The sequence below is a fragment of the Mesorhizobium sp. M0491 genome (assembly GCF_040321265.1).
In the GTDB taxonomy this organism is placed as follows: Bacteria; Pseudomonadota; Alphaproteobacteria; order Rhizobiales; family Rhizobiaceae; genus Mesorhizobium.
In genome coordinates, this window is record NZ_JAMYRE010000001.1 from 61,602 (window position 1) to 86,142 (window position 24,541).

20 protein-coding genes are annotated in these 24,541 nt (G+C 63.7%); 9 read left to right on the top strand and 11 right to left on the bottom strand.

The window, feature by feature from the left end; all coding sequences use genetic code 11:
- Positions 1 to 175 precede the first annotated feature (175 nt).
- Positions 176 to 835 carry a TetR/AcrR family transcriptional regulator gene (locus NKI69_RS00275; protein WP_031213366.1) on the bottom strand — a complete coding sequence of 220 codons (660 nt, stop codon included), beginning with the start codon at positions 833 to 835 and terminating at the stop codon, positions 176 to 178.
- Between the two features lie 268 nt (positions 836 to 1,103).
- Here NKI69_RS00275 and NKI69_RS00280 point away from each other — a divergent pair, with 268 nt between their 5' ends.
- The 3 genes from NKI69_RS00280 (at position 1,104) to NKI69_RS00290 (ending at position 4,417) form a co-directional block, all read left to right on the top strand.
- On the top strand, positions 1,104 to 2,543 hold the full coding sequence (locus NKI69_RS00280; RefSeq protein ID WP_023811552.1) for an aldehyde dehydrogenase family protein: 1,440 nt from the start codon (positions 1,104 to 1,106) through the stop codon (positions 2,541 to 2,543).
- Positions 2,544 to 2,634: 91 nt separating this feature from the next.
- Entirely contained in the window at positions 2,635 to 3,210 is a 576-nt protein-coding gene (locus tag NKI69_RS00285) for a DUF1349 domain-containing protein (protein WP_352719537.1), read from the top strand.
- Positions 3,211 to 3,445: 235 nt separating this feature from the next.
- Complete coding sequence (locus NKI69_RS00290) at positions 3,446 to 4,417, top strand: hypothetical protein (RefSeq protein WP_352719539.1); 972 nt, start codon at positions 3,446 to 3,448, stop codon at positions 4,415 to 4,417.
- A 100-nt stretch (positions 4,418 to 4,517) separates the two neighbouring features.
- Here NKI69_RS00290 and NKI69_RS00295 read toward each other — a convergent pair whose 3' ends face one another.
- The 5 genes from NKI69_RS00295 to NKI69_RS00315 form a co-directional block, all read right to left on the bottom strand.
- Positions 4,518 to 5,747, bottom strand: a complete 1,230-nt coding sequence (locus NKI69_RS00295) for a glycosyltransferase family 4 protein (RefSeq protein WP_023811555.1) — start codon at positions 5,745 to 5,747, stop codon at positions 4,518 to 4,520.
- Between the two features lie 165 nt (positions 5,748 to 5,912).
- Positions 5,913 to 7,445 (bottom strand): mercuric reductase, encoded by a 1,533-nt coding sequence (locus tag NKI69_RS00300; RefSeq protein WP_023811556.1) that lies wholly within the window; start codon positions 7,443 to 7,445, stop codon positions 5,913 to 5,915.
- Positions 7,435 to 8,784, bottom strand: coding sequence for a glucoamylase family protein (locus tag NKI69_RS00305; protein WP_023811557.1), 1,350 nt, complete (start codon positions 8,782 to 8,784; stop codon positions 7,435 to 7,437). Before NKI69_RS00305 ends, NKI69_RS00300 begins: the two co-directional genes overlap by 11 nt.
- Positions 8,785 to 8,996: 212 nt before the next feature.
- Complete coding sequence (locus NKI69_RS00310) at positions 8,997 to 9,749, bottom strand: SDR family NAD(P)-dependent oxidoreductase (protein ID WP_352551182.1); 753 nt, start codon at positions 9,747 to 9,749, stop codon at positions 8,997 to 8,999.
- Between the two features lie 134 nt (positions 9,750 to 9,883).
- Positions 9,884 to 10,693, bottom strand: a complete 810-nt coding sequence (locus NKI69_RS00315; RefSeq protein ID WP_023811559.1) for an IclR family transcriptional regulator — start codon at positions 10,691 to 10,693, stop codon at positions 9,884 to 9,886.
- Positions 10,694 to 10,877: 184 nt separating this feature from the next.
- Here NKI69_RS00315 and NKI69_RS00320 point away from each other — a divergent pair, with 184 nt between their 5' ends.
- The 5 genes from NKI69_RS00320 to NKI69_RS00340 are packed head-to-tail and all read left to right on the top strand — an operon-like array spanning position 10,878 to position 16,150.
- On the top strand, positions 10,878 to 11,891 hold the full coding sequence (locus NKI69_RS00320) for an ABC transporter permease (RefSeq protein ID WP_023811560.1): 1,014 nt from the start codon (positions 10,878 to 10,880) through the stop codon (positions 11,889 to 11,891).
- Complete coding sequence (locus tag NKI69_RS00325; protein ID WP_081734862.1) at positions 11,891 to 12,733, top strand: ABC transporter permease; 843 nt, start codon at positions 11,891 to 11,893, stop codon at positions 12,731 to 12,733. The genes NKI69_RS00320 and NKI69_RS00325 overlap by 1 nt, the downstream gene beginning before the upstream one ends.
- 3 nt (positions 12,734 to 12,736) lie before the next feature.
- Positions 12,737 to 13,813, top strand: coding sequence for an ABC transporter ATP-binding protein (locus tag NKI69_RS00330; protein ID WP_023811562.1), 1,077 nt, complete (start codon positions 12,737 to 12,739; stop codon positions 13,811 to 13,813).
- Positions 13,810 to 14,841 (top strand): ABC transporter ATP-binding protein, encoded by a 1,032-nt coding sequence (locus NKI69_RS00335; RefSeq protein WP_023811563.1) that lies wholly within the window; start codon positions 13,810 to 13,812, stop codon positions 14,839 to 14,841. Before NKI69_RS00330 ends, NKI69_RS00335 begins: the two co-directional genes overlap by 4 nt.
- A gap of 37 nt (positions 14,842 to 14,878) precedes the next feature.
- Positions 14,879 to 16,150: a CaiB/BaiF CoA transferase family protein gene (locus NKI69_RS00340; protein WP_352719544.1), complete on the top strand. Its 1,272-nt coding sequence runs from the start codon at positions 14,879 to 14,881 to the stop codon at positions 16,148 to 16,150.
- Positions 16,151 to 16,293: 143 nt separating this feature from the next.
- Here NKI69_RS00340 and NKI69_RS00345 read toward each other — a convergent pair whose 3' ends face one another.
- A complete protein-coding gene (locus NKI69_RS00345) occupies positions 16,294 to 16,932 on the bottom strand; it encodes a class II aldolase/adducin family protein (RefSeq protein ID WP_023811565.1) in 639 nt (212 codons plus the stop codon).
- Positions 16,932 to 18,305 carry a 3-oxo-tetronate kinase gene (gene otnK / locus NKI69_RS00350; protein ID WP_023811566.1) on the bottom strand — a complete coding sequence of 458 codons (1,374 nt, stop codon included), beginning with the start codon at positions 18,303 to 18,305 and terminating at the stop codon, positions 16,932 to 16,934. The genes NKI69_RS00345 and otnK overlap by 1 nt, the downstream gene beginning before the upstream one ends.
- Positions 18,306 to 18,451: 146 nt before the next feature.
- Between otnK and NKI69_RS00355 the strand changes: the two genes are divergently transcribed.
- Complete coding sequence (locus NKI69_RS00355) at positions 18,452 to 19,189, top strand: GntR family transcriptional regulator (RefSeq protein WP_023811567.1); 738 nt, start codon at positions 18,452 to 18,454, stop codon at positions 19,187 to 19,189.
- Between the two features lie 34 nt (positions 19,190 to 19,223).
- Here the strand turns inward: NKI69_RS00355 and NKI69_RS00360 are convergent, their stop codons facing one another.
- From NKI69_RS00360 to NKI69_RS00370, 3 genes are all read right to left on the bottom strand, one after another.
- On the bottom strand, positions 19,224 to 20,453 hold the full coding sequence (locus tag NKI69_RS00360) for an aminotransferase class III-fold pyridoxal phosphate-dependent enzyme (protein WP_023811568.1): 1,230 nt from the start codon (positions 20,451 to 20,453) through the stop codon (positions 19,224 to 19,226).
- A gap of 120 nt (positions 20,454 to 20,573) precedes the next feature.
- Positions 20,574 to 22,136, bottom strand: coding sequence for an ABC transporter substrate-binding protein (locus NKI69_RS00365; protein ID WP_023811570.1), 1,563 nt, complete (start codon positions 22,134 to 22,136; stop codon positions 20,574 to 20,576).
- A gap of 84 nt (positions 22,137 to 22,220) precedes the next feature.
- Positions 22,221 to 24,395 (bottom strand): alpha-ketoacid dehydrogenase subunit alpha/beta, encoded by a 2,175-nt coding sequence (locus NKI69_RS00370; protein WP_352719547.1) that lies wholly within the window; start codon positions 24,393 to 24,395, stop codon positions 22,221 to 22,223.
- Between the last annotated feature and the right edge of the window lie 146 nt (positions 24,396 to 24,541).

The following is a 24,541-nucleotide window of genomic DNA, read 5'->3' on the forward strand; positions in this document are numbered from 1 at the left end:
TCGGTATTGTACATATGTGTCTAGAGCTTGGCGGAGGACGGAATGAACGGTCCATGACGCCGCTTTGCGCCGATGCGGCAGAGGGGCGTCTCCGCTGCTGTCGGCAGCAAACGTGCTTGCTATTTGGGCCGATGCGCCCGCGAAGTCGCCAGCTGCGGGGGCCGAACGGGCCGTACTATCGGTTGCGCAAAAGCGTTTTCTCGACATAGCGCGAGAAGTCTTCGACATCCTCCGCTGGAGGCTCCTGGCCGGTGAAGCTGCGCAGATAACCGGCGACGTGAGGCAGGCGGCTGCTCATCGGCTCGTTGAGCTCAAGCGAGTAATAGCCGATCTGCATGAAATACAGCACGCGGGCTCGCACGAACGCGTCTTCTTCCTCATAGCCGTGGCGCATGAACATGTGGCGGATGGCGTTGACGCGCTCCTCGTCGGCCTCGTCGAGCGCGCGCCTGATGGCGGGCGAGCGGCGGGCCCAGGCCCTGATCGCGAAATCCAGCTGCGGATCGAACAGTTTTTCGTCCACCCAGCATTCGAAAATGCTCATCACCCCGCGGATGACGGTCGCGGAAGGCCGCCTGGCCCGTTCGACGATGAACCTGGTGTTGGTCTGCCGCCAGTAATCTAGCAATTGATCGAGCAGATCCTGTCGGCTCTTGAAATACCAGTAGAAGCTGGAACGCGACACATCGAGCTTCTGTCCAAGCGTCAGCACGCGGACGCGTTCGACACCGTCAGAGATCAACGTTTCAAGCGCAAGCTTCAGCCAGTCTTCGCGAGTGGCCTTGATATTGCCGGTGGCGCCGGCGCGCTGAATCGTCGTTTCGAGAGCTGCCATCGACACGACGCATGACACGCTGCCTCAGGCAAATCAAGGCTATGGACATTTGTGTACAGACCAAATCGGGCCCAAGCCGAACGATGCATCGTGGCTGTTGGCTGCATCGAGGCTCGATGGGGCATTGTCGTCGCCCGCCATCCGCGCGGCGCAAGCGGGGATTTTTGTCGCGGCTGCTGGTTCACTGTTTGCTTTCCCGCGAGGCAATTGTCTGGCAAATACCAGTTCAGACAGATGCCCGCGCGGCCAACAAGCAGGAACATACGATATGACGCTGTTTCGAAAGAACCTCATCGATGGCGAGTGGGTCGGCGACGCCGGTTCGCGCAACATCAACCCCTCGGATACCGGTGACATCGTCGGCGATTATGCCTCGGCGGGTGTCGAACAGGCCAAGCAGGCGATCGCCGCGGCCAAGGCAGCGTTCCCGGCTTGGTCCCGCTCCGGTCCGCTGGCGCGTCACGCGGTGCTGAAAAAGGCCTCCGACGAGATTTTGGCGCGCAAGGACGAGATTGGCCGCAACCTCGCGCGTGAGGAAGGCAAGACGCTGGCCGAAGGCATAGGCGAGACCATTCGCGCCGCCCAGATTTTCGATTTCTTTGCCGGCGAAACGTTGCGTTTGACCGGAGAGGTCGTGCCGAGCGTGCGGCCGGGCGTCGGCGTCGAGATGACGCGCGAGGCGGTCGGCGTGGTCGGCATCATCACGCCGTGGAATTTTCCGATCGCCATTCCGGCCTGGAAGATCGCTCCGGCGCTGACACACGGCAACACCGTCGTCTTCAAGCCGGCGGAGCTGGTTCCCGAGAGCGCCTGGACCATTGTCGACATCCTGCATCGCGCCGGCCTGCCAAAGGGCGTGCTCAATCTCGTCATGGGCAAGGGTTCGGTGGTCGGTCAGGCGATGCTCGACAGTCCCGACGTCAACGCCATCAGCTTCACCGGCTCGGTCGGTACCGGCAAGCGCGTTGCCGCGGCAAGCATCGAACACATGCGCAAGTTCCAGCTTGAAATGGGCGGCAAGAACCCACTGGTCGTGCTCGACGATGCCGATCTTGCGATCGCCGTCGATTGCGCGCTCAATGGCGCCTTCTTCTCGACCGGCCAGCGCTGCACCGCGTCGTCCAGGCTGATCGTGACCGAGGCCATCCATGACCGTTTCGTCGATGCCCTCAAGGATCGCATGAGCAAACTGGTCATCGGCGATGCGCTCGACGCGCAGACCCAGATCGGTCCTGTCGTCGACGCGACGCAGCTGAAGCAGGACGAGGACTATATCGCCATCGGCGTCAGGGAAGGTGCCACGCTCGCCTTCGGCGGCGAGCGGCTCGACCGCAAGACGCCAGGCTTCTATCTGCAGCCGGCATTGCTGACCGAGGCCACCAATGCCATGCGCAGTTCGCGCGAGGAGATTTTCGGACCTGTCGCCAGCGTCATTCGCGTCAAGGACTATGACGAGGCGCTTTCCGTCGCCAACGACACGCCCTTCGGCTTGACCTCCGGCATCTGCACCTCGAGCCTCAAGCATGCCACGCACTTCAAGCGCAATTCGGAGGCCGGAATGGTGATGGTCAACCTGCCGACGGCGGGTGTCGATTTCCATGTTCCCTTCGGCGGCCGCAAGGGTTCGAGCTATGGGCCGCGCGAGCAGGGCCACTATGCGGCGGAGTTCTACACCACGGTGAAGACGGCCTATACGTTCGCAGGCTGATCGGCCGTCGACCGATCAGCCTGACTGATCGGTCACTGCCGATCATGCCGGCAACACCGCCATGCACATCTGGATTGGACGGCGCGAAAGGATGACAGTGCAAGATCTGATCTGGCTTAACCCGCCGCCGCACCATTCTATCGACGGCGACAGCGTTCGTGTGCGCACCGGTAAGGAGACCGATTTCTGGCGCGAGACCTTCTACGGTTTCTGGCGCGACAACGGCCACTTCCTGCACCGGCCGGTCGAAGGCGATTTCAGCGCCGAAGTCACGGTCAAAGGCGACTACGAAGTCCTCTATGATCAGGCCGGGCTGATGGTCCGGCTCAGCGAAACGCACTGGATCAAGGCCGGTATCGAGTACACCGACGGCCTTGCCTATTTCTCCGTTGTCGTCACCAACGACACGTCAGACTGGTCGCTGGTCGCCATTCATGCCGATCCGAACGGCGTCAGGATCCGGTTCACCCGTCACGCCGAGGCGATCCGCGTCCAGTACCTCGATGCTTCCGACGGCCACTGGAAGCCTGTGCGGCTTGCCTATTTCCCGACCTCGAAGACGGTCGATATCGGCATGATGTGCTGTTCGCCGCAACGCGAGGGCTTTGAGGTAACGTTCTCCGATTTCTCCCTCGGTCCGCCGATATCGCGGGAATTGCACGATTGAGATGTGCGGTCTTGCGCTGAACCGCAAGCACTTCGACCTTTGCCGCGATCAAGTCTGTAGACCGCCGCGTGCCTCTGTCCGTGCCGGGAGTTGGTCGCGGCACTGCAGCCGGCGAGATCGTCAGCCAGTTGCGACGCCGCCAGACGGCTCGAAATTTTTAGCCCGGGTTCGGCTCAAGGCGAATATGCCAGGCAGTACGTTGCAACGCTATTGGCATCCGCGCTAGGAGTTGCCGATGGGCAGGTTTCGAAGGGCTGTCAAAAGAGTCGTCTATTCCAGGGCGCTAAGGTTTCTTGACGTTCCGCCCGTGCTGTGGTCGCAGGGCATCGGGCATTTCTGCGATTTCGCCGGGCCGCGCTGGTATCGCAACGCGCCAACTGCATCGACGCAGAGCGAGGCATTTTTCCGCCAACATTACAGCGGCGCGCATGGCATCGTCTGGCTGCGCCTGAGCACCTTGTCCAGGGATGCGCAAACCTGCGACCTCGACACGTTCGTCAGGATCGTGCTGCCGACGATCACGGCACCGTTCACGCTGCTGACGACCGACGGAGATGCTTCGGTGCCGTCGGATCTGGCGAAGGACACCGTCGACCAACTTCTCGCCAACCCTTTCCTGGTCTCTTGGTACAGCCAGAATTGTGACGGCACTCACCCCAGAGTGAAGCCTTTCCCGATCGGGCTCGATCTTCACACGCCTCGGTCCCTTGCCACGCCGGCAGGGCTTGTGAAGCAACTGGAAATCATACGCGCCCGGCAGGATCATGTGGACCGCCGCCTGCCCAGGCTGTTCTCTGATTTCAGCATCAGCAATGGCTCGAGGCAGCGCCGGGAACTGCTTGATGCCCTGGGCGGATGTCCGCATGTCGATTTCCTGACGAAACGGGTCTCCCAGCGCTCGATCTGGCAACTATACTCGCAATACCCGCTCGTGCTGTCCACCGAAGGCAATGGCCTGGACTGCCATAGGACATGGGAGCTGTTTTATCTCGGCTGCATCGTCGTCACCAGGACCTCGCCGCTACCGCTCTACCAGGGCCTGCCTGTCATTATCGTCGACGACTGGCATGAGGTGAGGGACCCCGATGCGCCGAGACGCTGGATAGAGCAGGTCGCGCATCTGACCGACCGGGGCCATGTTTGGGGACGCTTGCATCCGCAAACCTATCTCGGCCCCATTCGGCAAGAGCTTCAGCACGCATCCTGATAGGGCAGACCACGAAATTCCGGCTGGACGTGGTGCGAAGCGGGGCTCCTGCAAGCGATGTGGAACGATGTGGCTCCTCCATATCTGGTGGAGGGACGGATCATGTGCCAGCCTCGTCCAGCCCCAGCCCGCCGCGGACAGCATTGCGGATGGCTTCTGGGCCGAACCTTGCCCAAACCGCTTGATGCGCGCGGATGCGCTGCCGTGCCCTGCGGTCGGCATCCAGGCAGAGTCCGACAGCCATTCCGGCAAGCCCTTCATCGGTATCCGACAGCAGCAGCTCCTCCCCGTCGACCAGATCCAGGCCCTCGGCCGCCAGAGGCGTGGCGATCACCGGCACGCCCCACGCCATCGCCTCCAAAATCTTGATGCGGGTGCCGCCGCCTGCCGCAAGCGGGATGATGGTGAGATGCGCTCTCGAAAGAAGCGGCGCCATGTCTTCGGGGTCTTCGACAAGCTCCACGCCCCGCAATCCTGCCAGCGCTTGCACGGCCGTTGTCGGGTTGCGCCCAGCGAGAATCAATGTCGCGGTCGGCAAGGCCAGTCGGATGCGCGTAAGTATGGAGCCGGCTAATCTCTGGACGGCGTCGACGTTTGGCGGATAGCCGAGATGGCCGACGAACAGGATCACCGGAAAGCTTTCGCCGGATCCGGGCTCGGCGGGCAGCGTTTCGGGGCTGTGCCCGGCGTGCGGAATTCCGTTTGGAACGACATCGATCGGCAACTTATGCCGGGAAAGCGCCATCAACCGCTCTCGATCCTGGCTCGAGCAGACCCAGACCCGGTCGACAAGGGCAATCGCTTTTCTCTCGAGACGCCTGATGCCCGCGCTGATCGTCGCCACCGCAGGCCGCTTCACATCGACGTGCCGCAACTGCCCCGCCAAGTCGGACTCGACGTTGTGCATGTCGAGGATGAGATGTTTCGTCAATGCCCGCAAAGGCCGCAGCAGCTTGAACAGGCCGATGCCCTCGATCAGCACCGTATCGGGGCGGAAGTCCCGAACCAGTGCCTCCAGCCGCGTCAAGGCGACGCGCGAGATGCGACGCTCCGCCCTTATGCGCCACCACCCGATCGAAGCGGAGCGGGCCTCTCCCTTGATCGACAAGGCTTCGGTGCGGATCGACGGATCGGTTGTTTCCGTCGCCTGCGGCAGCACAGACACCAGGCAGACCGGGCCGAATTGCGCAGCAGACTCAGCATTGCGGTAGTTCCGCAAATCCGCGCCGGAGATCGGCGGAAAGGCCGGATCGTGGGACACAACCAGCACACGTCGCCCGGCTTTCGCCGCGGAGGCAGCGTCGAGCGGTTGTGCGTCCGCGGGTTTCAAAGCGGACGCTCTGGGCTTTGCGCCGGAGGCTTCATTCCAGACGACATGCGCGACGGCCCCAAAACCACAACAATCGGCTTCGACTTGTTCAGCCGAACGCCGCTTTCGTCAAGCGCCGCATCGTCGCTGAATGTCAGATGCACCAGCTGCGCGCCCTGCCGAATGTCACCATCGCCTGGACCACGCCAACCAGCGGCCCGCCAGATGCTTCCATGATGAGGTGAGCCTTGTCCGCCGATAGGCGTCACCGGCCATCTTGATGCCTTGCGCCTGCGTCGGGAATGGATGGATGACGTCGGCCAGCGCCCGCAATCTCATGCCCGATTTGATCGCCAGCGACACCGCATTGATCATCTCGCCGGCATGGCTGGCGACGACCGTGGCGCCCAGGATGCGGTCGGACCCCTCCCTGACGTGGATTTTGACAAAACCCTCCTCCTCGCCGTCCATCACCGCACGGGCGACATCGTGCATCAGCACCGTATAGGTCTTGACCGGAATGCCGCTCTGGCGCGCCTCCGCCGGATAGAGGCCGACATGGGCGATCTCCGGATCGGTATAGGTGCACCACGGAATGACCAGTTCGCTCAGTTTCCTGCGTCCGAGAAACAGGGCATTGCGCACGACCATGCGGGCTGTCGCCTCGGCGGTATGGGTGAATTTGTAGGCGAGGCAGACGTCGCCCGCCGCATAGATGCGTGGATTGGCGGTTCGGAGATAATCGTCCACCTTGATGCCGTCGGCATCATATGCCACCCCGGCGTTCTCCAGGTCGAGACCGTCGACATTGGGCGATCGGCCGATGCCGGTGATGATCTCGTCGACGGAAATCGTTGTCGTGATGTCGTCGCACACCAGGTCGGCGAGCTTCTTGCCGCCTTCCGTTCGTACCGCCACCACCTCGGTGTTGAGGCGAACCTCGACACCTTCGCGCGCCAGCGCGTCCGAAAGAATTTGGGCGGCATCGCGTTCCTCACCGGGCAGGAACATCGGTTCGCGCTGCGCCTGGATGACCTTCGCGCCCAGCAGGCAGAAGGCCTGCGCCGCTTCGCAACCGAGTGGTCCGCCGCCGATGACCAGAAGCCGCTTCGGGCACTCCGTGAGATCGAACATGGTCTCGTTGCTGAGATAGCCGGCGTCGGCAAGCCCCGAGATCGTCGGCAGCCTCGGGCGCGCGCCTGTCGCGATCAGCGCCTTTCTGAAACGCAAGGTTTGTCCGGCGACCGTGACAGCGTCCCTTCCGGAAAACCGCGCTTCACCGAAATAAAGGTCGATGCCTTCGGCAATCAGGCTATCGGCGGCATCGGCGCGGCTGATCCGCTGCCGGATCTGCCGCATCCGCGTCATGGCGCGCTGAAAGTTGACGTGAAGACGGTCCGGCATGTCGCCGCCGAAATTCTCGGCGTCGCGCATGTCGGCATAAAGCCTTGCGGTGCGGATGATCGACTTCGACGGGATGCAGCCGACATTGACGCAAGTTCCGCCGATCAGGTTGCGCTCGATGAGCGCGACCTTTGCGCCGAGGCCGGCCGCTTCGTAGGCGGCGGTCAGTCCAGCCGGTCCGGCACCGATGACGACGAGGTTGTAGGGACCGTCCGGCTGCGGGTTCTTCCGGTGCGGCGGATGGGCGCCCTTGATCAGCTCAATGTCGTTGTGATCGACAGGAAAGGCGGCAGCCCTGGTCCGGTCACGCGACATCGCCGCCACCCGACGCCGGGCTTGCCGGCTGAGACAGCCAGCCGCCATTGAATCCGGCCTTGCGCAAGCCGTTGCGGATGTGTTGATTTGACCGCATCAGTCTCCAGATCAACCCTGACCGATGGTTCTCGATCATCATCACCACGATGCCTTGATCCAGCCCATAGTGGCCTTCCGACACCCAGCCGTGCCTCCCGAATTTACGTCGGTTCGCCAATGTCGGATTGAAACCGCTCGGCAGTCGGAAATTGTCGATCACCTCGGGGTAGCGATCACCGAGATGGCGCAACGCCGCCAGGCAGATCTCCGGGGCGAAAGGCAGTGATGCCGGATAGGACCAAGGCGCGATCGTCCCGTCATCGGGCCCGAACGGCGCGCCGCGCGCGGCATAGCCGGAAAACCGCCGGCGCTGTCGCTCCACGCTGGTGCGAAAACCGCCTGGCCCGTCGCCCGCCGAAAGACCCCAAAGGTTCTCGTCGTAGCCGCCATAGCCGTAAGGGTTGTGGCGTGCATAGTCGCGATGCAGATAGGTCGAGCGGCGGCTGTTTTCGAAATAGTCCGAGTTCTTCTCGCGCATGAAGGCGTCGCGGATGCCGGCGAAATCGATCCAGGCATGCGAGAACTGGTGCATGAACAGCGGACCGCCATACAGCACGTCGTAGCCGTAAATGTTCTCCCACTGATAGGTCGCCGTCCAGCCCTCGTAGCTGTTGTCCGAGGTCGGGCTGTCGGGCGAGGCCATCGACAGGACGTAGAGGATCGTGGCTTCGTTGTAGCCCTCCCAGCCATAGTGGAGAAAGCCGCTCCTCGGCTTCCAGCCTTGTCGCAAGGTCGGGCTTGAGCCTTGTGCCCACCGCCAGTCGACGCGCCGGTAGAGCGCCTCGGCCAGTTGGCGGATTTCGGCTTCCTCGTCATCATCACCGGAGAAATAGGCGCCCGCCACCAGCATGCCCGATATCAGCAATGCCGTATCCACCATCGACAGTTCGCAGCGCCAGACGCGCAGGCCGGTCCGCATGTCGAGGAAATGGTAGTAGAAACCCTTGTGGCCGGTGACCTCCTCGCCATTGCCTTGCGAGCCGGCCGAGAAGAAACGCAACGCGGCCAGCGTCAGCTTCGCGGCGGCATCGCGCGCCATCCAGCCGCGCTCGACGCCGACCGGATAGCTGGACAGCGCGAAGCCGACGACAGCGATGCTGGCCGGCGAATTCGGCCGCGAGGTGTCGGCGACCAATCCGTTTTCGGGGTTCACGTTCTCGAGGAAATAGTCGAAGGCGGCGCGCTGATAGCGGTCCAGAAGCTCGTCGTCGGACAGCGCGCAAGGCTCGGCCCTAAGCAAAAGAAGCAAGCTCCCGTCGGATGGCTGCAGCGTCCGTCAACCGCCAACCAGTTGCCCCGCGCCGGCAGGTCATCACGCATGCTGAACTGTCATGCCGCGTCATAGCTTTCCCGCATAGCTTTGTTGCGTCAACGTCGATTCGACGTCTGGGACTATACGCCCCTACGCTCCAGTTCGTTGCGTCGTCACGCGGAATTGAGATGCGTCCTGCCTCAGTAGGTGGCGCGGCCGCCGGAAACGTCGAATACGGCGGCGGTCGTGAACGAACACTCTTCCGAGGCGATCCAGCAGATCAGCGCCGCCACCTCGTCGACCTCGCCGAAGCGCGCCATCGGTATCTTGGACAGCATGAAGTCGATGTGCTCCTGGCTCATCTGCCTGAAGATCGCGGTGCGCACGGCCGCCGGTGTGACGCAATTGACCGTCACCTTGGTCTTGGCCAACTCCTTGCCGAGCGACTTGGTCAGGCCGATCACCGCGGCCTTCGAGGTGCTGTAGGCCGAAGCGTTGGGATTGCCTTCCTTGCCGGCGATCGAAGCGATGTTGACGATGCGGCCATAGTTGCGCTCGAGCATGTGCGGGACAAGCGCCTTGTTGCAATAGAAGACGCCATTGATGTTGATGTCGATGACCTTCTGCCAATCTTCGACCGAGTAATTCCAGGTCGTCATGTTGGGTCCGGTGATCGCCGCACTGGTGACCAGGATGTCGACACCGCCAAGCGCTTCGATCGCCGACTGTTTGGCGCGTTCCACGCCGGCCGCATTGGCGACGTCAATGGCAACACCGTGGAGGCCGGGAAGGGTAGTCCTGGCCTGTTCGATCTGAGCAGGATCGCGATCCCAGACTGAAACCCGTCCGCCCTCTTCGACAATCCTCTGAGCCACTGCCAGACCGATGCCCGATGCGCCGCCGGTGATCACCGCCGCTCGACCGCTGAACCGTCCTGCAAAATTCATCGGCATCTGATTCTCCCCCCGTCACCTGAACCCGATGGACGCCAACCACGCGCGACCGCCATACCATCGACGGCGACTGTGCGGTCACGATCAGGCAAGTTCAAGCCGGCATGCGAGTCCGATCGTCTGGGCCAATCCCGTTACCCGGGACTCCCCTCGAGCTCTCTGCCCAGCGCCTTCACCATCGCCACCAGCGCCGGTCCGATCTCGGCATGCGCGCGCTCTTCCGTGATGATCTCGCCGATGCCGCCGCAGGTGATGGCAACCAGCGGCGAGCCGTCACTCGGACGGAACGGCACGCCGACTGCATGGATGTAGCTGTGCCAGGCGCCGAACGACGTCACATAGCCCTTGTCGGCATACTGGGCGATCGCATCGTCGATCGCCGCCGCGATCATCGCCGCCCTGTCCGGCTCGGCCTCCTGCAAAGCCCCCACAAGGCTGGCACGCTCCTCGGATGAAAGTGCCGCCGCATAGGCCAGCCCCATCGATGTCTTCCAGATCGGCAGATAGGAGCCCGGGTTGAGGCGCAGCGTGACAAGGCTCTCCGACCGGCAGTTGGCGAGATAGACCATGTTGAGGCTGTCGCGGGTGCCGAGCGCCACCGCCGCCCCCGTCAAATCGGCCAGCGGCTGCATCAGCGGCCGGGCGACGTGGACAACCGCACTGGAACTCAGTGCCGAATAACCCAGCGCCACGGTGGCTGGTCCCAGGCTGTAGCGGCCAAGGTCCTTGTCGTAGAGGAGATAGCCGAGCGCGCTTAGCGTATAGGTGATGCGCGAAACCGTGGCCTTGGGCAGGCCGGTGCGGGCAATGATGTCCTGATTGCCGAGTGAGGCATCGCCCGGGCGGAAAGCGCGCAGGATGCCGAGCCCGCGCACCAGCGACGACGAAAGCTGCGCGCCTTCGACTTCAAGCTCCGTCTCGTCCCTGGTGGCTCGCTTGCGCACGCTGAGGTCTTTCTGGCGTCGTCGTCCGCCTGTCGGGCCGGTGTCGCCGGCGTTGTATCAAAAATGAAATTAAATTCCATTTATATTGACAGGCGCTTTCCCCCACTGTCAATATGCTTCCCTCGATGGCATCTCCAAGCGCCCTGTGCCATCTTACGAAGCCCCTCCTTGTGAAGGTAGCCACGTGTCTCGCTATATTTTGCGCCGGCTTATCGCCATGCCGTTTCTGGTGCTCGGCATCGTCACCATTGCCTTCCTGATCACCACGGTGACCAAGGGCGATCCGCTGACCGCGATTGTCGCCGAACAGCAGATGAGCAACCCCGAAGTGGTGGCCGCCGCCAAGGCGCGCTGGGGTCTCGATCGTCCTTTGCCGGAACGCTATATGATATATCTTGGGAATCTGCTGAGCGGCGATCTTGGCACCTCGTTCATCACCAAGCGCAATGTCGGCACCGACATTCTCTACCGCTTGCCGGCAACGCTCGAACTGGTTTTCGCTGCGATGATCTTCGGCACCACGCTCGGCATTGTGCTTGGTGTGCTGGCCGCCTATTTCCGCAACAGCCTGATTGACCATGGCGCGCGGCTGTTCGCCTTGTTCGGCTCTTCGCTGCCGGTGTTCTGGTCGGGGCTCGGCCTGTTGTTCATCTTCTCCGTCATGCTGAACTGGCTGCCGGGGCCGGGCAGGGTCGATGCCCGCCTGGCATTACCGCCCGGTATCACCGGTTTCCTGACCATCGACTCGTTGCTGGCCGGCGACTGGACGGTGTTTAAGGATGCGCTCTGGCACCTGCTTCTGCCGGCCTTCGTGCTCGGCTGGACGGTTTCCGGCACCATATCGCGGCTGGTGCGCGCCAACATGCTGGATGTGATGAGCCGCGAGTTCGTGCTCACCGCGCGCGCCAAGGGGGCCAGCGAATTCCGCGTCGTCATTGTCCACGCGCTGCGCAACACCATGGTGCCGACCTTGACCGTCATCGGCTACTCCTTCGCCTATCTGATCACCGGCGCGGTGCTGACCGAGACCATCTTTTCCTGGCCGGGCATGGGTTCCTATGCCGTCGAGGCGGCGCGCGCGCTCGACTTCCCGGCAATCATCGGCGTTACCATCGTCGGCGGCCTCGCCTTCCTGGTCACCAATCTCATCACCGACATACTCTATGTCGTGGCCAATCCGCGCGTGAGATTGAGCTGATGTCGGCGGTCGAAACCAGATCCCGTTCCACCGCTGTTCCCGAATGGCTGACCGCGCCTTTGGTCATCGGCACGATCGTCATCCTGTTCTGGCTGTTCATGACCGTCTTCGCCAATCTGGTCGTGCAGTTCGATCCGCTCGAAATGGTCGCACGCCGGCTGCAGCCGCCGAACTGGGCGCATTGGCTGGGCACCGATGCGCTCGGCCGCGATGTGCTGGCCCGCACTCTGCACGGGGCCGCACATTCGTTGCCGATCGCGGTCCTGGTCGTCGTCTCGGCTGTGGTGATCGGCTCGCTGCTCGGCGCCATTTCCGGCTTCGTCGGCGGCCTCACCGGCGCGGCGATCATGCGGCTGGTCGACGTGACCTTGTCGTTCCCGCCGATGCTGCTCGCCATGGCCGTCGCGGCGTCGCTCGGGCCGGGCCTCGGCAATGCCGCCATCGCCATGGTGCTGGTCTGGTGGCCGGTCTACGCCCGGCTGATGCGGGCGCAGGTGCTGGAGGTGAAGGAGCGCGAGCATGTCGAGGCGGCAATCGCCGCCGGCGCCAGGCCGCGGCGCGTGCTGTTCACGCACATATTGCCGCTTTGCTGGACTCCGGTGCTGATCAGCGCGACCATGGATTTGGGCCAGGTCGTGCTGCTTGCCGCGTCGCTCAGCTTCATCGGTCTCGGCGCCACGCCGCCGACGCCTGAATGGGGCTCGATGATCTCCGATGGCGCCGTCCATTTCTATCAATGGTGGATCGCCTTCGGTCCCGGCGTCGCCATCCTCACCATCGTGCTCGGCTTCAACTTCATCGGCGACGGCTTGCGCGACATTCTCGATCCAAGGTCGGACTAGGCGATGAGCGCACAGATATCTTCAGCGCGCTCCGGCGCCGTCGACAAGGCAGGTGAGCAGGAGCCGCTGCTCTCGATTCGTGGCCTGCGCGTCGGGTTCCGGCGGGCCGGCGACCAGTTTGAAGCGGTGCGAGGCATCGACCTCGACGTCGCCAAGGGCGAGGTGGTCGGCATTGTCGGCGAGTCCGGTTCGGGCAAGTCGGTCGGCATGCTCGCCGCGCTCGGCCTGACCTCGAAGAACGCCGTGGTTACCGGCTCGGTCCGCTTCAACGGCGACGAACTGGTCGGCAAATCGTCACGCGAAATGCGCAAGATCAGGGGCGCGCGCATAGCCATGATTTTTCAGGACCCGCTGTCCTCGTTGAATCCGGTGATGACCGTCGGCGCCCAGATCGCCGAGGCGGTCAGGCTGCATCAGCGCGTCACCCGCAAGCAGGCCATGGCGCGCGCGGTGGAACTGCTCCATCTGGTGGCGATCCCGCAGCCGGAGCGCCGGGTGAACCAGTATCCGCATGAATTCTCCGGCGGCATGCGCCAGCGCGCGGTCATCGCCATGGCCGTCGCCAACGATCCCGATTTGCTAATCGCCGACGAACCGACCACGGCGCTCGATGTCACGGTGCAGGCGCAGATATTGGCCGTGCTGCGTTCGCTGCAGGAGCGGCTCGGCCTTGGCCTGGTGCTGATCACCCATGATCTAGGCGTCGTCGCCGGTCATGCCGACCGCGTCGCGGTCGTCTATTCCGGCCGTGTCGTCGAACAGGCTGGCGTGTCCGAGCTGTTCGCCGACCCGCGCCATCCCTACACGCGCGGGCTCATTGCCTCGATCCCCAACCTCGAGGAAAGCCGCGAGCGGCTGTTCTCGATCGACGGTTCGCCGCCCGCACTTGGCCGCTTGCCGGGCGGCTGCGCCTTCCATCCGCGCTGCATCTATGCCGAGGCACGCTGCCGGACCGAGGATCCGCCTTTGCACGACATAGGCGGCCGCTTCTCGGCCTGCCATTTCGCGACGACCTTGCCGCCCTTCCATAGTGCTGCGCTTGCGGCGGCAGAACTGGACAGTGGAAGCATGGCCCCATGAGCGCAGTGGAGCAAATTCAAGTCGAAACCAAGCCGGCGGCAGCGCTTTCCGTGCGCCATCTTGTCAAGGATTTTCCGGTTCGCGGCGGCCTCGTCTTCGACCGCGCGGTTGCCCATGTGCGTGCGGTGGCCGATGTGTCCTTTGACTTGGCGCCGGGCGAAACGCTGGGCCTCGTCGGCGAATCCGGTTGCGGCAAGTCGACCCTCGGACGCTGCCTGATGCGGCTGATCGAGCCGACCAGTGGCGAAAGCTGGTTCCGTGGCCAGAACCTGCTCGCCCTCAACCACGAAGACATGCGCCTGATGCGGCGCTACATCCAGCTGGTCTTCCAGGATCCGTACGGGTCGCTGCATCCGCGCATGCGCATTGCCGACAACATCGCCGAGCCTTTGCGCATGAGCGACATGTCGGCGGCCGATCGCCGTGGGCGGGTGGCCGAACTGCTCGAACTTGTCCGGCTCAATCCCGATCACGGCAAGCGCTATCCGCACGAACTGTCCGGCGGCCAGCGCCAGCGTGTGGTCATCGCCCGCGCGCTTGCGCTCAACCCGCAAGTGGTGATCCTCGACGAACCGGTTTCGGCGCTCGACGTTTCGGTGCAGGCTGGCGTGCTCAATTTGCTCAGGGATATTCAGCAGTCCTTCGGCACATCCTATCTGTTCATCGCACATGATCTTTCGGTCGTGCGCCACATCTCGCACCAGGTCGCGGTGATGTATCTCGGCAAGATCGTCGATATCGCACCCGCGGCCGAACTCTACTCCAGGGCGCTGCACCCCTATACCCAGGCGCTGCTGTCGGCGGTGCCGCTCGCCAACCCCGAGAAGGAGCGCAAGCGCGAGCGCATCGTACTGACCGGTGACGTGCCGAGCCCGCTCAACCCACCATCCGGCTGCCGCTTCCGCACGCGCTGCTTCAAGGCGCAGGCGATTTGCGCTGCCGTCGAACCACCGCTCGATCCGGCTGGTGGTTCGCATCGCGTCGCCTGTCATTTTCCGGAGCCGGTCAACACTTTCAGGGCTGTCTGACAGGCCCGCCGAATTCATCCGCGAAGGAATTTTGATCGTGACTGAGGACCATTCCGAAAATGCCGCCACGGCTGGCCGCGCGCGCCTGCCGCTCGAAGGCATCAAGGTTCTCGATCTTTCGCGCGTGCTGGCCGGTCCGTGGGCGACGATGAGCTTGGCCGATCTCGGCGCCGAAGTCTGGAAGATCGAGAATATCGATGGTGGCGACGACACCAGGGCGTGGTCGGTGCCGAGCTACAAGGGTGTCTCAACCTATTATCTCTGCGCCAATCGGGGCAAGCAGAGCATCGCGCTCGACATGAAAAGCCCGCAGGGGCTGGCCATCGTGCGCGAGTTGGCAGCGAAGGCCGACATCGTCGTCGAGAATTTCCGCGCCGGCACCGCCGATCGCCTCGGTGTCGGTTTCAAGGAACTCAGCGCGTCAAACCCGCGGCTGATCTATTGCTCGATTTCCGGCTACGGCCAGACCGGGCCCGATGCCGGACGGCCCGGCTATGATTTCGTCATGCAGGCCGAAAGCGGCCTGATGGCCATCACTGGCGAGAGCAATGGCGAGCCGATGCGTGTCGGCGTCGCCATCACCGACATCGTCTGCGGCATGGTCGCCACGCAGTCGATCCTGGCAGCGCTTTACGAGCGCGCGACGACCGGCAAGGGCCAGTTCCTCGACCTGTCGCTGATCGACTGCGCGCTCAGCCTGCTGATCAATGTCGGCAGCGGTTACCTCAACACCGGTCGAGAGGTTGCCCGATACGGCAATGCCCATCCGACGGTCGTTCCCTATCAGATATTCGAAGCCTCCGACGGCGGCTTCGCGCTGGCCGTCGGCAACGATCGTCAGTTCGCAGCCCTGTGCGAGCAGGTCGTGGACTTGCCACATTTGGCTGGGGATGCGCGCTTCATCAAGGCAGGCGCGCGCGCCACCCACCGCGAGGCGCTGATTCCGCAGCTGGCGGCTGCCTTCAGGACCAAAACGCGAGACCACTGGATGTCGGCTTGCGCCGCCGCCAGCGTGCCGGCCGGCACCGTAAAATCGATACCGGAAGTCTTCGACAGTCCCAATGTGCGCGAGCGCGGCCTCGTTCAGACCTTGCCGCATCCGCATCTCGGTTCCGTCGCCATGGTGCGTCCGGCGCAGGGACTTGCCGCGCAGTTGACCGCCGAGTTCACCGCGCCACCGATGCTGGGCCAGGACACAGCTGCCGTGCTGGCCGACGTGCTCGGCTACAGCGCCGAGACCATCGACCAGTTGGTCGGCACTGGGGCTGTCAGCGTCTATGCGCCTGCCGCCGAACCGATCCCCGCCTGATCTTTCACGGAGCGTGACAGCCCTCGTCGCATTTGCGGTCGACTGAGTGGTTCTCTACTTCAAGAGCGCGAAGAGCCGTTCCTTGTTTTGGCGCTATTCCCAAGGGAAAGCGCTTCCCACTTTTCCTGGAATTGCTCGGCCGGTTATTTCTGCTGACCGTAATTCTTGTAGCGCCCGCGAATGGCGGGTATCTCGCTGCCCTCGATGAGCACCGGTGTGCCGGCGCTGCGCGCCAAAAGGTATTGCCGAGCCAAGGTCTCGAGCTTGATGGTGCGGATGAGCGCCATGTCGAGATCGCCGCCGAAAGCGATCATGCCATGATTGGCGAGCAGGCAGGCCGACCTGTCCTTGAGCGCGACGACGGCAACCTTGGCCAGGTCGCTTGACGCGAACAGCGCATAGTCCGAACAGCGCACATCATCGCCACCGAAACCCGCGACCATGTAATGGAACAGCGGCAGTCCCTCGCGCAGGCACGATAGCGCCACGCAATGGTCGGGATGGGCATGGACGACGGCGCCGGCCTCGGGAAAGGCCTTGTAGATCTCGGCGTGCATTTCCCATTCGCTCGATGGCCTGAACGCACCGTCCCAGGCTCCATCGAGCTGCATCGCCACCATCTGCTCCGGCCGCAAGGCGCTCGTGGCTATTCCCGTCGGCGTGATCAGCATGCCGGCTGTCGTGCGCACGCTGATGTTTCCGGTGGTGCCGACATTCATCCCACTAGCGTCCAGCGTCTGCGTCGCGGTGATCAGGCTGGCGCGTGCAGTCTCGGTGTCCATCACGATGCTTTTCCTGTGGTTGGCCACATGACAGGTTTTGCCGGTGGCCATGTGTCGATCGCCGGCGCGACGGTGGTCGCCCGTGTCATGTCTTGCAGGACGTCGGCGAAAATATCCGGGCCGCCGAGCTTTCCCGATTTCAGTATCAGCGCCAGCGGATCGGATGGCAGGTCGGGGAGGTGGGCGATGGCGCGCGACAGTCCCGGGCCCTCATAGGCGCCCATGGCGATCCGGTCGATGCCGAGCGCCTTGACCACCGAACCGGCTGTCTCGCCGCCGGCGACGACGAGCCGGCGGACGCCGAGTTCACGCACCAGAATCTGTGCAATCCCGGCCAGGATCTCTTCCGCCCTTGCTGCCACCACATCGCGGCCGTGCGCCTGCTGCAGCGCTTCGACCGTCGCTTGCGGCGCGGTCGTGGCAATGGCGATCATCGCACCGGGCAAATGCCGCTCGGCAAAGGCACGCGCTTCGGCCATGATATCGGCGCCGGCAAAGGCGCTGGCAAGGTCGATCGTCAGCAGTGGATTGTTGCGCGCAAAACGCTCGAGCTGTTCGATGGTGCGGTCGGCGACGCTGCCGGCCAGCACCGCTGCCGGCCCTTCGACGGCCGGCAGGCTGGCGGCAACGAGATCGCCTGAATTCAGCAGCCCATGCGTGAGCCAGGCCGGCGGCAGATGCGCGGCGACCGAGGAATTGCCGGTCATCAGCGGCAGGTCGAAGGTCGCTTCCGCGATCGCAACCAGGTCGCGCTCGCGGATCGTATCGGTGATCAGCAGTATCTCGCCGCCCGCGCTGTGCTCTCGTATGGCGTTGCGGATGGCCTCCGACCCGGCATCGACGACGAGATAGGGCACCAGCCCGACCTTGCCTTTGCTCTGCGCCTGCAGCACGCGAACCAGATTGGAATCGGTCATCGGCGTCAGCGGATCGAAGCGCTTGGGCGATTCACCCAGCAACTGGGCGCCGCCGAACATGTGTCCCTGATAGACGGTGCGGCCGGTCTCACACAGGGCCGGGGTGAACAGCGTGACGCCGCCGCCAAGCCGCTCGAGCAGCGCCTCGGCGCAAGGACCGATGTTGCCGGCAGGTGTCGAATCGAAAGTGGCGCAATATTTGAAGAAGATCTGCCGGGCACCAGCTTCAAGCAACCGGTCCGCCGCCTCCAGAACCTGGCGCACCGCATCGCTGGCCGCGATGACGCGTGTCTTGAGCAGGATCACATGGGCAAGATTGCCTGGTGGGATCGGCGCACTCAGTCCGACCGTGCATCCCGTTGGAATGCCGCGCGCCACCAGCATCGACGCCAGCTCGGTGCCGCCGGTCAGATCGTCGGCTATGGCGCCAAACAGGAGTGAAGGCGTCGCGGTCATGCGCCCCGTCTCATATCCGTCTGCACCATGGCTGCCCGTCTCACAGTTGCCTGTCTCATGTCGGTGGTCAGGCCATTCGTGGTATCATATACACAGCCCACGCGACGCAGGCGACGCCTGCGCTGTTGCAAGAACGGAGAGCGGATGTGACTGCTTCTATCGCGCCGATCGCGCGCGACAATCTGACGACGCGCGTCTACGAGGAGCTTCGCCGCGCCATGATGGAAGGCCGTTTCTGGCCGGGCCATCGCTTCAAGATCCGCGACCTCGCCGCCAGCCTTCAGGTTTCCGAAACGCCGGTGCGCGAGGCGCTGATGCAGCTGGTGCGCGAAAAAGGCCTGGAGATGGAGGCCGGTCGTTCGATCACCGTCGCCCAGCTGTCGCTGGCCCAATATCTGGAACTGCGCAGCATCCGGCTGCATCTCGAAGGCATGGCGGGCGCGGCGGCAACGACGCGCATCGAGCCGCGCGAGATCGACCGTCTGGCCGAAGTGCATGACAGGCTGATTGCCAACGAGGACAATGGCCATTGGTTCGAAGCCGTCCGCGACAATTGGGAATTCCACCACTCTATCTACCAGGCGGCGCAAATGCCGGAGCTGCTGGCCATCATCGAGGGCATCTGGCTGCGCAACGGGCCGCTGGTGAACTATCAGTACCCGCACGCCAGGCCGACCTATGACGGCCGCCACAGGCACCTCGACATTCTCGACGCGCTGCGGGCGCGCGACGAGAACGGCGTGCGCAAGGGCATTCAGCAGGACATGATCGAAGGCGGCCGCTTGCTCGTCAAGGTTCTCGAACGGCTGAACGACGGTGCGGTCACGCCCGAGGAACTGCGCCGCGCGGCGCAGAACGGCCGTCTGGTGTCGGCCGCCGGCTGAACGATCTGTTTGCCTCCACCGCATGGGCGCTGGTTCAAGCCACCTGCGCCGCGGCGGCCATGCCGGCATCGGCCGCCTGCAGGGCGAGATCTATGTCTTTTGCGCTGTGCGCGGCACCCAGGAACATGTTGTGCCGGGGATGGAAATAGGCGCCTTCGCGCAAGGCGGCCGAGCAGAAGGCATTGGCCAGCTTGAACTCGGCATCGTCGTCAAACAGCACCATCGGCATCGACACCGGACCGGTCTGGCGCAGCGACAGGCCATGCTTCTTCGCTGCCGCGTCGAGACCTGAGCGCAGCCTGTCGCCGGCTTCGGTCATGCGGGCAATCGCGTCGGTATCGCGCAGCGTGTTGATGGTGGCGATCGCGGCGGCCATGGCGACGGCGCCATACCAGAACGACCCCGTCACGTAGACCTTGGTCGCGGCTTCGCGAAACCGGTCGGTGCCGGTGATGGCGGCCAGCGGATAGCCATTGGCGATCGCCTTCGAGAAGGCGGACAGGTCCGGCCGTACGCCAAGCGGCTCCCAGCTGCCGGCAAGGTCGATGCGAAACCCGGCCCTGACATCGTCGACGATCAGCGCCGCATCGGCGGCGGTGGTGAGCTCGCGCGCCCGTCTGGCGAAGGCGGCTGTCGGCAATTCCTGGTCGCGGGCGATGTCGTGGCGGAAAGCTGTGACGATGACGGCGGCAAGATCGCTGCCGGCCTGCTCGACGGCTGCCTCAAGGCCGGCAACGTCATTGTAGTCGAAATGGATGAGATGGGCGCGGTCCTCGGCGGTGACGCCGGCGAGCGAAGGCGTGCACCACGGCACGGCGCCGTGATAGGAGCCGCGCGCGACCAGCACCTTGCGCCGGCCGGTGCCGGCACGCGCGATTGTCACGCAGGCCGTGGTGGCGTCGGTGCCGTTCTTCTGCAGCATTGCCCAGTCGGCATGCGCGACGGTCTTGACCAGCAACTCCGCCAGCTCGACCAGAACTTCACCCGGGCCGTTCATCGCATCGCCCAGGCGACGTTGCTTCTCGGCTGCCTGTTCGACGGCCTGGTGATGGTGGCCGAGGATGTTGGGCCCCCAACTGCACATCAGGTCGATGTATTCGCGCCCATCGACGTCCCAGACCCGGCAGCCGTCGGCGCGCTCGAAGAACTGCGGATAGGCGGAGCCGAGATAGCGCGTGGCCATGTGTCCCCACATGCCGCCCGGAATGACCGAGGCCGCACGCTCGCGCAGCAACTGGTCCTTGGAGTTGATCAGGGAATGCATAGCGAGGTCTCCGCACATTGATATATCATATATTGAATTTGGCGCTGGAAGAACAGGATTTGCTGATCGTCCAGGAGGAGGAAGCGAGAGGCGGCTGGGCCGCCTCCCGCTTTTTTTCGCTCAGTGGCTGAGTTCTGCCAGCGGCAGGTTGCAGCAGGCGCTGTAGCGCACGCCCTTGACGTCCGACTTGTAGGCCAGGATCAGGTTCGGGCTGATCAGCGGCAGGATGATCCTGTCCTTGATCATCTCCTCGCCAGCCTGGTGCCACAGCTGGGCGGCCTTGTCGCCGCTTGCCGCAAGGGCTGCCTTGTAGATCTCCGCTTCCTTTGGGTTGAGCACCGACGGGTCGCGCTCCGCGCCGGCGCGGCGTGCCCACGGGCTGCCCTTGGTCATGGCGAAATAATCGATGTATTGCGAGGTGCCGTAATAGTCCGGCGCGTAGAACACCGCGGTCATCGGGATGCCGTCGCCATTGACGCGTTCGCGCCAGTTGGCGAAGGGGATCGGCTGCAGATCGAGCTTGATGTTGATCTTGGCCAGATCCTGCTGAACCTTCTGCATCAGAAGCGACAGGTCGACGCCGTAGACGTTCATGCCGGGAAACGCTGCTTCCATCTCGAAGCCGTCGGCGTGTCCGGCCTTGGCCAGAAGTTCCTTTGCCTTGGCGACGTCATAGGGCTGCGCCTCGAAGCCCGAACCGCCGGGGAAGCCGAGCGGGATCGGCGCACTGATCAACTGGCCCTCGGAGCCGATGGTGAAGTCGAGGATGCTCGGACGGTCGAGGCCGAGCGAGATGGCCTCACGCACTTCGGGCGTCAGCGGAACCTTGTTGGCCTTGGCGCCCGGCGACAGCGCCACATAGATGAAGTTGTAGGATGGCACGGTCTCGATCTTCACGTCGCTGCCGGTCATCGTCTTGGCCGTGTCCGGGTCGATCTGCATGGCGATGTCGGCGGTGCCGCTCTGCAGCATCTGCGCCTGCGCCACTGCATCCTTGGTCTGGCGGATGACGACTTCGCTCAGCGCCGGCGCCGTGCGCCAGTATTTGTCGTTGCGTGCCAGCCGCAGCTCCGAATTGGGCTCATAGGATTTCAGCACGAACGGCGCGCTGCCGGCCGAATGCGCCAGGAACCAGGCCTCGGCATTGTCTGTCGTCGAGGCTTCCGCATCGGCCTTGGCGCCGGCTTCGGAAGCAACCTTGCTGTTGACGACCGCTGCGTAGGGCGCCGCCGCGATGTTGAGGAATTCGGAGCTCGGCGCGACCATCTTGACGACCACCGTATGCGCGTCCGGGGTCTCGATCGAGGCGACATTGTCCATCAGGAACGAGGCGCTGCCCTTGAGGTTCTTCAGCCGCTCCCAGGACCATTTCACGTCCTTGGCCTCTACCGGCGAACCGTCCGAGAATTTGGCGGCCGGGTCGAGCGTGAAGGTGAAGCTGCTCTGGTCGGCATTGCCTTCCCATTTGGAAGCGAGCAACGGGATCAGCTTGTTGTCCTTGTCCAGCGTCAGCAGCGATTCATAGACGCTGGAATTGTAGATCTGGCAGGTGTCGCAGAACGCGCGGTGCGGATCGAGCGAGTTGAGGTCGATGTTGCGCGCGATGACCAGCGGCTTGCTGTCCTGCGCGAAGCTGGCCGGCGCCCAGAAGGCGCTGGTGGCCAGCAGCACGGCTGCCAGCATCGTCGCTCTGGTCTTGCTTCTCGGTAGGATGGTCATGTCAGTTCTCCCATTTTCTTGTCGGATCTTTGTGGCAATGCGTTCGCTCTATCCGCCCACGCCAGTGAGGGATTGAAGCGCGGCCTTGAGCTTTTCAGCGCCGCCCAGTGCGGCGCGGTTGAGCGGGGCCGATACGACGGGAGCAGAAAGGCTTCCCGTCACATGCAGGATCTCGTGATCGAGATAATCGAACACGCGATCCTGAATCTCCTGTGTCAGTCGTCCGCCAAGCGATAGCCCACGCTGCACCTGCTCGATGACGGCCACTCGGTTGGTCTTGCGGATCGAGGCTTCCACCAGCGGCCAGTCGAGCCCGGTCGGGTCGAGGCTGCGCAGGTCGATGATCTCGGCATCGGCGCCGGTCTCCTCGACCACCTGTCTGGCGACAGCAACCATGCTGGCGCTGGTGAGCAGTGTGCAGGCGCTGCCCGGCCTGACTATCTTCGCCTTGCCGAGCCGCACGCAATAGTCGCGGTCGTCCGCAGGCACAGGGCCTTCGCTCGGGAACAGTTCGACATGCTCGATGACGACGACCGGATCGTCGCATTTCAGCGCTGAATTCATCAGGCCGATATAGTCGAAGGGCGTCGTCGGCGCGACGATGCGCCAGCCGGGAAACAGGGCGAACAGGCCGGACGGATCACCCGAATGCTGCGAGCCGTAGCCGGTGTGCGGCGAGACGCGCACCCTGACCACGATGGGCACCGGAAAACCGCCGCCGAACATGTGACGCACCTTGCTGACCGCGTTGAACAGCTGGTCGGCGGCAACCAGGCAGAAGTCGCCGAACATGATCTCGACGATCGGCCGCAAGCCGCAAAGCGCTGCACCCAGCGCCACCCCGACAAAACCGTTCTCGGCGATCGGCATCGCCAGCACGCGCTCCGGCCAGCGTTCCAGCGCACCTTTTGTGGCGCCCGAAACGCCGCCGCGCAGCCGGTGCACGTCCTCGCCCATGATGATGATGCGCGGATCCTGCTCCATGGCGCGAGCGATGACCTCGGACGCGGCAACCATGAATTTGACCGGCTTGGTCTCGGCCGGCGGCACGTCCTCGATCTCGAGGAAGCGCTCGCTCTTCAGTTCGGAAAGATCGCCGCGGATCTGGTTGTCGACGTCGCTTGGGTCCGGCCACAGATGATCAGGAATGCGCAGCGCGTTGCCGCTCATTTCGGTCAGCGAATCGGCAGCGGTGTTGACCACCTCCATGACGCGCTGGTCGAGTGTACCGAGGTCCGAATCGTTCAGGATGCCCATCGTCTTCAGGCGAGCCGCCATGGTGGCAAGCGGGTCGCGCGCTTTCCAGGCGTCCTCTTCGGCCCGCGTGCGGTAGCCGAATTCGCTGCCCGGGCGGGCGCCGCTCTGATGCAGGAAGCGGTAGCAGAGCGCCTCGACCAGCACCGGGCCGCCGTCTTCCTCGATCGTCCGGCGCGCCTTGCGCATGGCATGGTGGACGGCCACCACATCCATGCCGTCGCATTCGATGCCGCGAAAGCCGAGCATAGGTCCTCGCGAGGCCAGCCGCGTCTCGCGCGTCTGCTCGTTGATGTGAGTCGAGACGGCATAGAGATTGTTTTCGGCGAAAAAGATCACCGGCAGCCGGTATAGCGCGGCGATGTTCATCGCCTCATAGGCCCGCCCTGCCATCATCGTGCCGTCGCCGAAGAAGGCGACCGAGATGTTGCCGGTACCAAGCAGCTTGTCGGCGAGCGCGTAGCCTGCCGCATGCGGCAGGTTGCCACCGATGATGGCGCTGGTGCCAGGAATCCCCGAGGCGTCGTCGCGCATATGCATCGAGCCGCCACGGCCGCCGCAATAGCCGGCGCTGAGGCCCATGATCTCGGCCATCAGGCCGCGCACCGAGCCCTGCATGTCCGGGTTGAAAGCGTCATGCAGCGGGTCGAATCCGCCGGGCGTCTGCGCGTTGACAAGCTTGGCCAGCACCTGGTGATGGGCGCGGTGGGTGCCGTTGATGCGGTCACCCGTGCCGAGCACGGACATGGCGCCGACCGCCGTCGCCTCCTGGCCGATGCTGGCATGCGCCGGACCATGCACCAGCCCCGCATTGGCGAGATCGAGCACTTTTTCCTCGAAACGGCGGATGAGCAGCATCTGGTGGTACCAGCGCACCAGGCCCGAAACCTCGGCGTCGTTCCAGTCCGAATCGTCAACCTCTAGCCGCAACCAGGGCGCCGATGGCTGGATCGATGTCTGCTGGACCATGTCAGCTATTTCCGTTCTGGTAGATGATATATCAAATATTTTCTCAGTCGATTAGGCCGTTCATTTTTCCTGGGGCACGATGCTGGCTAGAAGGTTTGCACACAAATGGAATTAAATTTCATTTTTGTGACGAGGCAGAGACTAAG

What these genes read in the sequence shown, in the direction of transcription:
- NKI69_RS00300 (WP_023811556.1), bottom strand. Translation starts at nt 7,445, where the DNA reads ATGTCGCGTGACCGGACCAGGGCTGCCGCCTTTCCTGTCGATCACAAC.
- NKI69_RS00365 (WP_023811570.1), bottom strand. Translation starts at nt 22,136, where the DNA reads ATGCTGGCAGCCGTGCTGCTGGCCACCAGCGCCTTCTGGGCGCCGGCC.
- NKI69_RS00345 (WP_023811565.1), bottom strand. Translation starts at nt 16,932, where the DNA reads ATGGACACCGAGACTGCACGCGCCAGCCTGATCACCGCGACGCAGACG.
- NKI69_RS00280 (WP_023811552.1), top strand. Translation starts at nt 1,104, where the DNA reads ATGACGCTGTTTCGAAAGAACCTCATCGATGGCGAGTGGGTCGGCGAC.
- NKI69_RS00275 (WP_031213366.1), bottom strand. Translation starts at nt 835, where the DNA reads ATGGCAGCTCTCGAAACGACGATTCAGCGCGCCGGCGCCACCGGCAAT.
- NKI69_RS00330 (WP_023811562.1), top strand. Translation starts at nt 12,737, where the DNA reads ATGAGCGCACAGATATCTTCAGCGCGCTCCGGCGCCGTCGACAAGGCA.
- NKI69_RS00335 (WP_023811563.1), top strand. Translation starts at nt 13,810, where the DNA reads ATGAGCGCAGTGGAGCAAATTCAAGTCGAAACCAAGCCGGCGGCAGCG.
- NKI69_RS00290 (WP_352719539.1), top strand. Translation starts at nt 3,446, where the DNA reads ATGGGCAGGTTTCGAAGGGCTGTCAAAAGAGTCGTCTATTCCAGGGCG.
- otnK (WP_023811566.1), bottom strand. Translation starts at nt 18,305, where the DNA reads ATGACCGCGACGCCTTCACTCCTGTTTGGCGCCATAGCCGACGATCTG.
- NKI69_RS00325 (WP_081734862.1), top strand. Translation starts at nt 11,891, where the DNA reads ATGTCGGCGGTCGAAACCAGATCCCGTTCCACCGCTGTTCCCGAATGG.
- NKI69_RS00360 (WP_023811568.1), bottom strand. Translation starts at nt 20,453, where the DNA reads ATGCATTCCCTGATCAACTCCAAGGACCAGTTGCTGCGCGAGCGTGCG.
- NKI69_RS00285 (WP_352719537.1), top strand. Translation starts at nt 2,635, where the DNA reads ATGACAGTGCAAGATCTGATCTGGCTTAACCCGCCGCCGCACCATTCT.
- NKI69_RS00370 (WP_352719547.1), bottom strand. Translation starts at nt 24,395, where the DNA reads ATGGTCCAGCAGACATCGATCCAGCCATCGGCGCCCTGGTTGCGGCTA.
- NKI69_RS00310 (WP_352551182.1), bottom strand. Translation starts at nt 9,749, where the DNA reads ATGCCGATGAATTTTGCAGGACGGTTCAGCGGTCGAGCGGCGGTGATC.